Raw genomic sequence first — 12,617 nt, 5'->3', positions numbered from 1 at the left:
GTGCGGTTTCGGTCGCGATTAGTACACCTGATCTAATTTTCGGGTAGGGTGCGGGTCATGAGTATCGACAGCGGTGAGGGCGCCCCTCGTCCCATCACCGCGAGGCAGGAACGCATCCTCGCCGTGATCCGTGATTCGGTCCGTGACCGCGGCTATCCACCGACTGTGCGGGAGATCGGGGCGGCCGTCGGCCTCGTCTCGCCGTCCTCGGTCAGTCACCACTTGAAGGTTTTGGAGCGGCACGGGCTGCTCCGGCGCCGGCCCAACGAGTCGCGCGCGGTCGACGTGCGGCCGAAGTTCGCCGAGCGGGCGGTCACCGTGCCGGTTCTCGGTGACATCGCTGCCGGTGCGCCGATCCTCGCCGAGGAGAACGTCGAGGATCATCTGACCGTCCCCCGGGAGATGGTCGGGTTCGGCACGTTCTTCGCCCTCAACGTCAAGGGTGACTCGATGATCGACGCCGCCATCTGTGACGGCGACGTCGTGGTGGTGCGCAAGCAGCCGGTCGCGGAGAACGGTGACATCGTCGCGGCGATGCTCGACGGCGAGGCCACGGTGAAGGTGCTGCGCCGGCGCGGTGGGCGGGTGGAGCTGGTTCCGCGCAACCCGCTCTACCAGGTCATCCCGGGTGACGAGGCGGTCGTGATGGGCAAGGTGGTGTGCGTGATGCGCCGGGTCTAGGAGCGCGCGACGCGGAAGCTGACGTCCTCGATGCGCAGGTCGGGGTGGCTGCGGCGGCGGACCGAGGCGCGGCAGCTCCAGTGCTCGTCGAACCAGCCGCCGCCGCGCAGCACGCGGTAGGTGCCGTAGACCTCGGCGTCGTAGACGTCCCAGCACCAGTCCCAGGCGTTGCCGAGCATGTCGTGCAGGCCCCAGGCGTTGGGCAGTTTGCCGCCGGGTTCGTGGATGCGTTCGGCGGAGTTGCCGCGATACCAGGCGATTTCGTCGAGCGGGCCGTAACGGGCCTCGGTGGTGCCGGCGCGGCAGGCGTGCTCCCATTCGGCCTCGGTGGGAAGGCGGAAACCGTCGGCGGTGCGGTCCCAGAGGACGCCGGGTTCGTCGGCGGAGGGGAGCAGGCTGCCGTCGGGCTGGAGACGGCCCTCGTTGTCGACCCGGCCACCGGGGGAGAAGCGGCCGTGCGCGGGGCGGACGGGAGCGGCGGCGCGGGCAAGGCCGGCGGATGCTGGACGGTCGGCGGCGCGGAGGTCGCCGGCCGGGAGGAAGTGGTAGGCCGGGCTGAGGCCGTGCCGGGCGGAAAGGGCGTTGCAGAAACGGAGGGCGTCCCACCAGGACACGCCCGTGACCGGAAGCCGGGCGTTGCCTGACTGGGACGCGGCCGGAGGTCGAGCGTTGCCTGGCTGGGACGCGGCCGGAGGTCGGGCGTTGCCTGGCTGGGACGCGGCCGGAGGTCGGGCGTTGCCCGGCTGGGACGCGGCCGGAGGTCGGGCGTTGCCCGGCGGGGGCGTGATGGCCGGGAGTGGGGCGGCACGGTCCGGTGACTGGCTGGTCAGGTCGGCGTAGAGGGCCTCGGTGACCGGGACCGCCGCCAGCTGGAAGGAGGCCACCTCGACCGGCCACCGGCGATCGGTGCGGCGGTCGGACAGGGTGATCGAACCGGCCGGCACCGGGATCAGGTCGAGGTTCGGCTCCACGGGAAGGCGATGCTACCGGTGTGCAGCGACCCCGGTGGCGCGGCGGGCCGGATGGCGGCCAGGATCAGCAGGATCCACATCAGCCGGGCGTCGTAGTAGTCGCCGGAGAACAGGCTGGTTCCGCCGATGAAGATGCCGCTGTAGGCGGCCGCGCGGGCTTCCGGGCTGCGCTGGGCGCGGGGTGACCTGACGTAGGCGTGCCAGAGGGTGAACCAGGCCAGACCGAGCAGGGTCAGGCCGGCGAAGCCACCCTCGGCGGCGATCGACAGCGGCAGGTTGTGCACGTAGAGCCCGGCGTCGCCCAGTTCGGTGACGAAGCCGTTGATGCCGGTGCCGAACAGCGGCCGTTGCCAGAACAGCCGCAGGGCGTAGGCGAACAGCACGTCCCGCTGCGAGAGGTAGCCCTGCTGGAACGTCGCCTCGACGAACCGGGTCTGGACGAACTCGGCGATCGTCGGGCCGGCGGTGACCGCCACGATGATCGACAGCAGGGCCAGCAGGCCGGCGGGTTTGGCGAGCTGGTCCCAGCGGGGCCGGGGCCGGAACGCGAGCAGCGCCACCCCGGCCGTGATGGCGAGCGCGGCCATGCCACCGCGGGATCCGGAGGCGATCGCGCCGAACAGGAACAACGGGATCGGTATCAGCCAGCGCAGTTTCGCGTCGCTGCGGGCGTAGAGGTACAGCGACGTGATGACGCCGAGGATCATGATCCGGACGAACACGTTGGGCCCGCCGCCGAGCGCCGCCCACCGCCCACCGGAGGCGTGGCCGCGGCCGGTGGAGGCGGCCAGGAAGTAGACCCAGGCCGCGGCGTGGAAGCAGTACAGGGTGATCCGGGTGACGTGGTCGCGGTCCCACCGGGCCATGACGTAGTAGGCCGCGATCAGGAACACGACCGCGGCCAGGTCGCCGATCACCGGGCCGATGACCGTGCCGGGCGGGGTCCAGGTGGCGGAGATCGCCTGGTACCCGTGCAGGCCGATGATCGGCAGCACGCAGTAGCCGCCGGCGGCGGCACGCGGGCCGATCCGGTGCGCTTCCAGCAGCAGGCACAACCAGAGAGCGATGAACAGGGGTACGCGTACGTCGTTCAGGATCGGGATCTCCAGGCCGGCCCGGTCGAGGGTGAAGCGGCCGGCCAGAGCGGCGACGAACGCGACGACCACGACGAGTCCGGGCCGGGCCGGCTCCTGCCCGGGCATGCTCAGTGCGCCGGGCAGGGTCACTGCGGCCCACCGCGCAGGGCACGCACCACCAGCCGTTCCGAGCCGACGCCGAGCACGACGGCCGCGGCGCAGAAGGCGAGGACCGCGGCGTACGGCGGGGTGAGCAGGGACTGGGCCGCGTGGGTGAGCAGGACCTCGACGGCCAGGCTGACGAGCAGCAGCCGGCTGATGACCGGGGTCTCCAGCAGTGCGTCCAGGGTGGGCCGGGCGGCGTAGAACATGGCGAGCGGGACTGCGGCGACGACCCCGGCGCGCAGCACTCCGGTGGCCGCGGCGAACTCCGGCCCCAGGAAGCCGCGGATCAGCACCGGCGCGAGCAGGGCGAACAGCGTGGCGGCCACGGTGGCCAGGCCGGCCGCGAAGACCGGCAGGCTGGTCAGCATCCGCAGGGTGGCGCTGTCCTCGCCGGGCCGGTGGAAGAGGCGGCTCAGGCGGGGCAGCAGCACCGGGGTGAGCATGCCGAAGAACGAGCAGATCAGGGTGACCGCGGAGGTGGCGAACCCGACGTAGCCGGCTTCGGGGCCGCCGGGCAGCACGGCGGCGACCGTGAAGGTGGGATAGGTGAACAGGGCCGGCAGCGCCATGTCGCCGGGCAGGCGGCGTACGCCGTACCGGAGAAGGGTCTGCATCGTCGGCTCGCCGACGTGGTGCGGTGCCGGCGGCGCCGGACGCTGGCGGCGGACCGAGGCCGCGCCCCAGACCGCGACCACTGACATGCCCGCGCCCTGGATGATCAGGAAGGTGTCGATCCGGTCGGCCAGCGGGAAGGCGATGAGCGGGATCAGGCCCAGGCCGACCGCGGTGATGATGTTGGCGTGCGTGACCTGGTGTGTGCCGCGCAGCGCGGAGGCGGCCAGCGAGCACAGACACGTGCCGGTGATCATGACCAGCACCGCGCCGACCGCTGCCGCCCCGCCGCCGAGGCCGAGGAAGCCGGCCAGCCAGGGGCTGAGCGCGAGACCGCCGAGCGCGAAGACCCCGACTATGCACACCTCGGTGAGGAATGCCTGGCGGGCCAGTCGTTCGGTGCCGGCGTGCGTACGCGGCAGGTAGCGCTGCAGACCTTGGCCGAGACCGGCGGTGACCAGCGGCTGGAAGGAGCTCACCGCCCCGCGGGCGATCTGGTAGTACGCGAACCCGTCGACGCCGCCCCGCGCCGCCACGAGGTGGAACAGGAAGAGACCGGAGCCGAGGACGAACCACTGCGCCAGCAGGGTGCCGGCGTAGTCGCGCCGGACGGCGGCCGGAACGGTGCGCAGCAGCGATCCGAGCGTGCGGCGGTCACCGCCGGACATTCGCCGGGTCGACCGGGACCATCGCCTGCTCAAGCACCTCGCGTGCGGCCATCAGTTGTCCCCCTCGCTCGGAGCCTAGCCAGCGAAGATCGTCCCGGTGGGCGGATCGGGCGAAACCAGGCGCACCCCGATCAGCTCGGGGATCAGCATCGTGCGGCTCCACCAGCGCGGTTTGCGCTTGTCCGACGGCGGCGGGGCGACGTACTCGTCGAAGTGCGGGAAGGCGTCGGTGGCCTTGCGCGGGACCATGTTGAGCACGCAGCCGAGCAGCGTCGCGTTCACCCCGTGCAGGGCGCGCACCGCGGCGGTCACCTGGGCGCCGGTCGTCTTGCTGAACCGGACCACCAGCAGGGTGCCGTCGGCCCGGGCCGCGACCACCTCACCGTCGGTGACCGGCAGGAGCGGCGGGCAGTCGAAGATCACCACGTCGAAACGGCGGCGGACCTCATCCACCACCTCGGTCATCCGCGGCGAGCTGAGCAGCTCGCTCGGGTTCGGCGGCGGATGCCCGCCGGCCAGCAGCCACAGCCCGGCGCCCCAGGGCTGCAGCGCCTGATCGACGGTCACCGAGCCGTTCAGTACGCTGCTCAGCCCGGCCGAGTCGTCCCGGCCGAGAAACTTCGCCAGCCGGGGCCGGCGCAGTTCCGCGTCGACGACCAGCACCCGCTGCCCGGTCTCGGCGAACAGCAGCGCCAGACTGCAGGTGGTCGCCGAGCGGCCCTCCCCGGGCACCGCGCTGGTGACCGCGAGCGTCTTCAGCGAGGTGCCGGCCGCGGCCGACTGCAGCAGGGTGCGGACCTGGCGCAGCGCCTCGGTACGCGCGGAGTTGTGATCCGAGACGAAGGGCCCCGGACGTGACGGCGCCCGCCCGTCGGACGGCACCCGCGCCAGCACCGGCGCCGTGGTGAGGGTCTGCAGCGACTCGGCGTTGCGGACGGTGGCGTCGGAGACCTCGCGGAGCACGGCCGACCCGGCGCCGAGGATCAGCCCGGCCATCAGGGCGAGGGCGAAGGTGTTCAGCGGCTGCGGCGCGACCAGGTCGTCGTCCAGGTAGGGGCCGTTGACGATCTCCACGCGTACCGCCGGGCCGTCGGTGTCTGCGCTGCGTTCCAGGCTCTCCACCGTGCTCTTGAACTGCGCGGCGAGTTTGGAGGTGAGCATCACGGCTCGATCCGGCGACCGGTCCTCCACGGTGACCTCGAGCATGACGGTGTCGGCGACGGCCTCGGCGCTGATCTGCTCGCGCAGCTCGGTCGTGGTCAGGCCGGTGCCCAGCGAGCGGGCCAGCGGCACCACGATCTCGTCGCTGTCCAGCAGTTCGGCGTAGGTGGCCATCCGGCTCGTGGAGAACATGCTGCCGGGATAGAGGTCAGCCGCGACGTCGGACGGGGTGCTGAAGAAGAACGTCACGTGGGCGGCGTACACCGGGGTGGTGCGCATGTTGACCACCTGGGCCCCGCCGAGCGCGAGCAGGATCGAGCCCACCACCAGCCACCAGTGCCGCTGGGCGACAAGGAGGTAGTCGCGTAGGCCCATGCAGACCTCCCCGTTCCGTGGCCACTGCCACGATATGGCGCGATCCACCCCGGAGAGCCCGTATAAGAAAAGTCCCCTTTAGGATGATATAGATTGATAAGCTGGCGGTGACCGGGCTGGCGTGGCTGGAGGACGATCATGTTCTCGTGGGACGACGTACGGGCCCGGACGATGCGCCACCGCCGTCTGATCCCGCTGCTGGTGGACAGTGTGGCCTGGGCGGCCGGCCTGTTCGCCGCAGTGCTCACCCGCTTCGGCGGTGACCTGAGCAGTAAACGGCTCGCCGGGACCGCCGCTGCGGTGCTGCTCGCGGTCGTCCTGCAGGCTGCGATCGGTCACACCCGGCACCTCTACCGTGGCCGCTATCGGTACGCGAGCTTCGACGAGATCCGTGCCGTCGCGGTCACCACCGGCGCCACCGCCGTGGGCCTGCTCGTCGTGGACGTCCTGCTTTCCCGGCACCCCGTCCCGGCGAGCGCCCCGGTGGTGGGTGGTGCGGTCGCGCTGGTCGGCATGCTCGCCGTCCGGTACGCCCACCGCAGTCTCCGCCACCGCAGCCGCCGCCCGGACGTGCGCACCGCCGCGCCGGTCGTGCTCTTCGGCGCCGGTGAGGCGGGCGCTCTGCTGCTGCGCTCGATGCTGCACGACCCCGGCGGGCGGTACCTTCCGGTCGGGCTGATCGACGACGACCCGCACAAGCGCAGGTTGCACGTGCTCGGCGTACCGGTGCGGGGTTCTCGTCACGACATCGGCCCCGTGCTCGCCGCGACCGGTGCGTCCGTGCTGGTGTTCGCCGTGGCGAACGCCGAGGCCGAGCTGGTGCGTGACATCCGGGACCGGACGCTCGCGGCCGGCGCCACCTTCAAGGTGGTGCCGTCGGTGAGCGAGCTGATGGACCATCCGGTGGCCGTCGAGGACATCCGGGACGTGCAGGTCACCGACCTGCTCGGGCGCCACCAGATCGAGACCGACCTGGACGCGATCGCCGGCTATCTGACCGGCAAGCGGATCCTGGTGACCGGAGCCGGCGGGTCGATCGGCTCCGAGCTGTGCCGGCAGATCCACCACTTCCGGCCGGCCGAGCTGATGATGCTGGACCGTGACGAGAGCGCGCTGCAGGCGGTCCAGCTCTCGATGGACGCGCACGGCCGGCTCGACGACCCCGCGGTGATCCTGGCCGACCTGCGCGACGCCGAGCAGATCCGGGCCATCTTCCGCACCCGGCGGCCGCAGGTGGTGTTCCACGCCGCGGCGCTCAAGCATCTCGCGCTGCTGCAGCGCTACCCCGCCGAGGCGGTCAAGACGAACGTGCTCGGCACCCGCAACGTGCTGGACGCGACCGAGCACGTGGAGCGGTTCGTGAACATCTCCACCGACAAGGCGGCCGACCCGACCAGCGTGCTGGGCTATTCGAAACGGATCACCGAGCGGCTCACCGCCTGGACCGCGCGGCACCGCGAGGGCAGCTTCCTGAGCGTGCGCTTCGGCAACGTGCTCGGCAGCCGCGGGTCGGTCTTCACCACGTTCAGCGCGCAGATCGCCGACGGCGGGCCGGTCACCGTGACCCACCCCGAGGTCAGCCGGTACTTCATGACCATCCAGGAGGCCGTGCACCTGGTCATCCAGGCGGCGGCGATCGGCGGGGGCGGCGAGGCGCTGGTCCTGGAGATGGGCGAGCCGGTCAAGATCGCCGAGGTGGCCCGGCAGATGGCGCAGCTCGCGCCGGCGCCGGTGGACATCCGCTACACCGGGCTGCGGCCGGGGGAGAAGCTCACCGAGACCCTGTTCGGCGCCGGCGAGGTGGACCGGCGGCCGTTCCATCCGCTGATCTCGCACGTCGAGGTGCCGCCGCTGGACGCGGCGCAGGTGGCCCGGCTCCAAGTGGACGGCGAGCCGGGCGAAGTGATCGCCCGGCTCGCCGGTCTGTGTGCTGCGGAATCAGCCGCTGATCGCCTTTACCGCGCTGCTTCCTGAGGAGTGTCGTTCGGCATCAGCCGCTGATCGCCTTTACCGCGCTGCTTCCTGAGGCGTGCCGTTCCGGCAGGGTGCTGCGGCCGCCGATGGCCCGTTCGATGGCCGCGCGCAGCCGGGCCTCCTCGCCCTCCCGGTCGCGGTACCAGGCGATCGACCAGATCCGGTGCAGCGTCCAGCCGAGGCCGAGCAGCACCTGCTCGCTGAGCCGGTCGCGGTCGCGGGCCGCCGGGCAGTCCCCGTACGCGGTCCCGTCGCACCGGATCCCCAGGGCGTACCCGGCGTCCGGGCGGTCCGGCGGCCGCACACCCAGGTCCACCCGGCCGCCCGCCCAGCCCAGCGCCGGGTGCACCGGGTAACCCCAGGACCGGACCGTGGCCAGCACCGACTCCTGGAACGGGCCGTCCGGCTCGCCGGCCGCCCGCTCCGGGATCGACCGCTCCAGGGCGGCCGGACCGCGCTCGGCGTAGTCGAGGTAGGACGCGAGCAGGCGTACGCCCTCGTTGTCGGTCTCCGGGACGTCGCGCGCGGTGATCGAGGTGACGATCTCCACCCGGTAGCGGGCCCGGGTGATCGCCACGTTGAGCCGGCGCCAGCCGTTCGGCCGGTTCAGCGCCCCGAAGTTGGCGCTGATCTTGCCGGTCTCGTCGAAGCCGTACCCGATCGAGAAGATCATCACGTCGCGCTCGTCGCCCTGCACGGCCTCCAGGCTCTTCACGAAGAAGCCGTGCAGCCGGTCGTCGTCGAGGATTCGCTCCAGTTCGGGGCGTCCGGCCGCGACCCGCTCGACGGCCCGTTCGATCGCCTCGGCCTGCGCCACCGAGAAGGTGACCACGCCGAGTGACAGGCCGGGCCGGCTGGTGAAGTGGTGCACGATCCGCTCGGCCACCCGCTCCGCCTCGACCGGGTTGTCCCGGCCGCTGCTGCGCCGGTACACCCCGCCGGCCGGCAGCAAAGCGACACCGGTGTCCGGCCCGCCCGCCCCGGCGCTCGGGAAGACGCTGAGCCGCCCCTGGTAGAACTCGTGGTTCGAGAACGCGATCAGCGCCTCATGCCGGCTGCGGTAGTGCCAGTTCAGACCCAGGCTGGGGAACGCGCCGCAGCCCTTCGCCAGCTCCAGCACCGATTCGAAGTCGAGCACCGCCAGCTCCGGCTCGTCCTCGTCGACCGCGCTCAAGGCCCGGTCGAAGAACGTGGTCGGCGGCAGCTGCCGGTCGTCACCGGCGGTGATCAGCGCGGTGCCGCGGTAGATGCAGTTCACCGCGTCGGCCGGGGTCACCTGGGACGCCTCGTCGAAGATCACCACGTCGAACCGCAGGTCCGGCGGCAGCGACTGGCTCACCGTCAGCGGCGACATCAGGAAGCACGGCCGCAGCCCGAGGACCAGGTCGCGGGCCTTGCCGATCAGCTCCCGGACGGGCAGGTGCCGGCTCGCCTTCATCGCCTCCCGGCGGACCAGGTCCGCCTCCGGGCTGTCCGAGGGCGGTCGGCGTGCGGCCACTGCCTCGGCGATGTCGTCGACCGCCGAGGCGGACAGCCGGCCGTCCAGGGTGCGGAACTCGGCGACCAGCCGGTCCCGGTCGGCGGCCCGCCACGGGCGCAACCGGTGGTCGGCCTGGATCACCGCGTCCGCCCAGGCCCGGAACAGCGCCCGCTCGACCGCCGGGCGGACCTGTTCAGCCGCCACCCCGCGGTCGGCGCAGAAGTCGACGGCGCCCTCCAGGCCGTACCCGCTGAGCACGGCCCGCGCGTCCTGCGCGGCGAACCACTCCTCCTGGCCGCCGGCGTCGGCGCGGATCCGCTGCAGGAACGCGCGCGCCCGGTCCGGATCGGCCAGTTCCTCGCCGAGTTGCGCGCGCCGGGCCGGGGCGAACGCCTGCAACACCGCCTGCCGCGCCTCGGCCCACTGCTCGGCCAGCTTGGCCAGGCCGGTGACCGGTCGCAGGTTACGCAGCGCGGTGGCCTGGGCCGCGGTGAGCGCGGCGTCCGAGCCGGTGAGCAGGGCGCGAGCGGTGCCGGCCCAGGCGACAGCCGCGGCCAGGGCCGCTTCGTCGGTTTCCGAGCCCCGGTACGCGTCACCGAACACCTCCGCATACCGGGCGGCGCCCGTGGACAGTCCCGCCTCCGCGTCGGCGACCTCCTGCCGTAGCCGTCCGAGCAGGCTGACCTCGGCGAAGTCCAGGGTGCGCCCGGTCGCCACGTCGTACGCGTGCACCACGGCGGCCACCGCGGCTAGGGCGGTGGCGTGTGCCCGCAGCCAGGCGACCGCGGTCTCGATCGGGCCGGAGAGCAGCTCGGGACGGTCGGCGGCGTACGGGCCGGGCTGATGGGCCAGCACGGCGTCACGGGCGGCAGTGGCCAGGCGGATCAGCTCGGGATCGGGTTTCGCGGCGCAGGCGTACGCGGCGACGGCGTTCACCGCGGCCGGCGGCGCCGATCGCAGCCCCTGCTCGACGACCTGCAGAGCCTCCTCGATCGCCGGGAAGTCGGTCCCCGGTCCCTGCCAGTACCGGCCCAGCGCGGGACCGTACGCCTGCTCCGCCGCGCTCAGGTCCTGCCGGGCCCGCTGCCAGGCCACCGCGGTCTCCAGCCGGGGTAGCGCGTCCCGCACCGCGGCCGTGGGCAGCACGAACGCCGCTACGATCCGCCGGTCGTGCCGGTACGCGCCGAGCAGCTTGCGCCACCCGCGGTGCACCCGGGCGAACCGGTCGGCCAGCTCCTCGACCGGCTGGGTGAGGATCGCCTCGGCGAAGAACGGGCGGGCGCGTACCTCGGCCGCGACCAGGTTCTCCAACGCCCGCCGCAGCGCCTGCACCCCGGTCGTGACGGTGGCCGCCGCGCCCGGCGTGAACCAGAACTGTTCCGGCTTGTTCTTCCGCGTACCCAGCTCGGCGATATCCGCGATCCGCCCGATGTCGGCGACCGTTACCGCCTTGGGCAGCCCCAGCTTCGCGGTCACCTTGTCGATCGCTGCCCGGTGCCGTTCCAGCTCGTCGGCGGCTTCGGTGCACTGCTTCGCCTGCCGGTCCGCCTCGGCGGCGGTCAGCGGGTCCAGATCCACCGCCTCCGGGGTCAGCACGCTCAGATCCGGCACGCCGGGCAGCTCGGCCGGCACCGGCAGCGCCGACCAGGCCGCCCCGGCCCGCCGGGTGGCCGCCTCCCGCGCCGCCCGGACCGTGGTGAGATCCCGGCCGAGAGCCTGCGCGGCCTCCCGGACCGGGTCCAGGCCGGGGCCGGTCAGCCACTCGTCGCGGACCTGCGGCGGGCGCTTGCCGGCGTGCGCGGCCAGCCGGGCCAGGGTGCCGGCGTCGTCCGGGCTGCCCAGCCCGAAGGCGGCGGCCGGGGCCTTGTCGTCCTTGACCGTCCGGGTCAGGCCGGTCAGCGCCCGCTCCGCCTTGGACAGGATGGCGTCGAGCGGCTCCCGCTTCATCACGTCGCGCCACGGCAGGTCGTCCCGCTCCACCGCGGTACGCCAGGACGCGGCCAGACGGTCGGCGGCTTCCCGGACCCGGCGTACCGACTCCGGCGTGACGGTCGCCGGCGGCACCACCGGCACCGGGGCGGCGGGCGCCTCGGCGAGCTGGGCGCAGAGTCCGAGGACATCGTGGAGACTGCGGTTGAGTGGCTGGCGTACCTCGTTCATCGCCTCGGCGTACGTGCTCAGCTGCTCGCGCCGCTCCCGGGTGCCACGCCGGTCCGGCGCGCTCGCCGTGCCCCGCGGAGCGTGCCCGTCGTCCAGCGCGGCAGCCAGGGCGGTCGCCACCTCCTTGCGCCCAGCCTTGTGGCCGTGCAGCTCCAGCACGTACCGGTCCAGACCGGCCTCCACCAGCCGGTGGTGCACCACGTCGAGCGCGGCCGCCTTCTCCGAGACGAACAGCACCCGCTTCCCGGCGTGCAGCAGGCAACCGATCATGTTGGCGATGGTCTGCGACTTGCCGGTGCCCGGCGGACCGTCCATCACGAAGCTGCGGCCCGCCACCGCGGCCGCGATGCAGGCCCGCTGCGACGCGTCGGCGTCCAGGACCAGCGGTACGTGCTCGGGCGCCGCCACCCGGTCGATGTCGGTGGCCGCGATCGGGTTGAACCGGAACGCGTCGGTCTGCCGGCCGGTGCCGGTCGAGGCCAGCGCCTGCACCACCGGGTGTCCGAGGATCCGGTCCTCGTTGACCAGCAGGTCCCGGTAGATCGCCTCCTTGTGGAAGGTCAGCAGCGACAGGAACACCGTCCGCTCCACGTGCCAGCCGCGGCGGCGCGCCACCGCGCCCTGCAGCTCCGACCAGACGCGGGTGACGTCCTCGCCGCCGGCCGGTGGCTCGATCCCGAGACGGCGCAGCCGGATGGCCAGGGCCGGGTTCAGAATCGGGTCGTCGTCGCGCAGCCGCAGCCGGGGCGGGTCGCCGGGGCCGGTCGCGACCAGCTCCACCGGCAGCAGCAGGACCGGGCTCGCGGACGGCTGATCCGCCTCGTCCCGCCAGCGCAGCAGGCCGAGCGTCAGATGCAGCACCGACACGCCCCGGTCCAGATACTCCTGCCGGGCCTTCTTCATCATCCGGCGCAGCGTGGCGTCCAGCGACGCGTCAGGCAGTTCGGTACGCAGCACCTGATCCGCCGCGGCGTGCCGGTCCGGGTCGGCGCCGGTGCCGACCAGTCCACACTCGCGCCCGGCGTGCAGGGCGGCGAGCATGGCCTCCGGTTCCGGGCCGACTATCTCCACCAGGTCCGGGTGGTCGGTCGGGAAGCTGATCAGCCGGTTCGTGTCGCCCAGGTCGACGAGGCTGTCCCGCCAGGCGTGCAGGGCTGCGCGTACCTCGGCGCTGTCTCTCATGTCCCGATTGCACCAAAGCGAACTCTTTTTCGCTGGCGATTCGGGATCCGCTCACGTTGCGACGTCCGATCGTTTTCGGCCGGCATGGCTCGGCGCGCCGGCCGTCGACCAC

General features: G+C 72.8%; 7 protein-coding genes. 2 read left to right on the top strand and 5 right to left on the bottom strand.

Annotated features, from left to right (window positions below):
- Nucleotides 1-57 precede the first annotated feature (57 nt).
- Complete coding sequence (gene lexA, locus OHA21_RS24675; protein ID WP_328477506.1) at nt 58-681, top strand: transcriptional repressor LexA; 624 nt, start codon at nt 58-60, stop codon at nt 679-681.
- Here the strand turns inward: lexA and OHA21_RS24670 are convergent.
- The 4 genes from OHA21_RS24670 to OHA21_RS24655 all read right to left on the bottom strand — a co-directional run bounded on the left by OHA21_RS24670 (nt 678) and on the right by OHA21_RS24655 (nt 5,709).
- Nucleotides 678-1,625, bottom strand: coding sequence for a formylglycine-generating enzyme family protein (locus tag OHA21_RS24670; protein WP_328478520.1), 948 nt, complete (start codon nt 1,623-1,625; stop codon nt 678-680). The two genes, lexA and OHA21_RS24670, sit on opposite strands and share 4 nt — an antisense overlap.
- Before the next feature lie 5 nt (nt 1,626-1,630).
- Entirely contained in the window at nt 1,631-2,878 is a 1,248-nt protein-coding gene (locus OHA21_RS24665; RefSeq protein WP_328477504.1) for an O-antigen ligase family protein, read from the bottom strand.
- The gene (locus OHA21_RS24660) at nt 2,875-4,173 is read right to left on the bottom strand and encodes a lipopolysaccharide biosynthesis protein (protein ID WP_328477502.1); all 1,299 of its coding nucleotides are present in this window, start codon (nt 4,171-4,173) and stop codon (nt 2,875-2,877) included. The genes OHA21_RS24665 and OHA21_RS24660 overlap by 4 nt, the downstream gene beginning before the upstream one ends.
- 75 nt (nt 4,174-4,248) lie before the next feature.
- Nucleotides 4,249-5,709, bottom strand: coding sequence for a polysaccharide biosynthesis tyrosine autokinase (locus tag OHA21_RS24655; RefSeq protein ID WP_328477500.1), 1,461 nt, complete (start codon nt 5,707-5,709; stop codon nt 4,249-4,251).
- A gap of 138 nt (nt 5,710-5,847) precedes the next feature.
- On the opposite strand from OHA21_RS24655, the gene OHA21_RS24650 reads away from it, so the two are divergent.
- On the top strand, nt 5,848-7,683 hold the full coding sequence (locus OHA21_RS24650) for a polysaccharide biosynthesis protein (protein ID WP_328477498.1): 1,836 nt from the start codon (nt 5,848-5,850) through the stop codon (nt 7,681-7,683).
- Between the two features lie 16 nt (nt 7,684-7,699).
- Here OHA21_RS24650 and OHA21_RS24645 read toward each other — a convergent pair whose 3' ends face one another.
- The gene (locus OHA21_RS24645; protein ID WP_328477496.1) at nt 7,700-12,505 is read right to left on the bottom strand and encodes a DUF4011 domain-containing protein; all 4,806 of its coding nucleotides are present in this window, start codon (nt 12,503-12,505) and stop codon (nt 7,700-7,702) included.
- Nucleotides 12,506-12,617 lie beyond the last annotated feature (112 nt).

It is taken from the genome of Actinoplanes sp. NBC_00393, from assembly GCF_036053395.1.
In the GTDB taxonomy this organism is placed as follows: Bacteria; Actinomycetota; Actinomycetes; order Mycobacteriales; family Micromonosporaceae; genus Actinoplanes.
This window is presented reverse-complemented; position numbering and strand designations above follow the sequence as displayed.

Coding starts and splice junctions, on each gene's coding strand:
- OHA21_RS24660 (WP_328477502.1), bottom strand. CDS start 4,173: ATGTCCGGCGGTGACCGCCGCACGCTCGGATCGCTGCTGCGCACCGTT.
- OHA21_RS24650 (WP_328477498.1), top strand. CDS start 5,848: ATGTTCTCGTGGGACGACGTACGGGCCCGGACGATGCGCCACCGCCGT.
- OHA21_RS24655 (WP_328477500.1), bottom strand. CDS start 5,709: ATGGGCCTACGCGACTACCTCCTTGTCGCCCAGCGGCACTGGTGGCTG.
- lexA (WP_328477506.1), top strand. CDS start 58: ATGAGTATCGACAGCGGTGAGGGCGCCCCTCGTCCCATCACCGCGAGG.
- OHA21_RS24645 (WP_328477496.1), bottom strand. CDS start 12,505: ATGAGAGACAGCGCCGAGGTACGCGCAGCCCTGCACGCCTGGCGGGAC.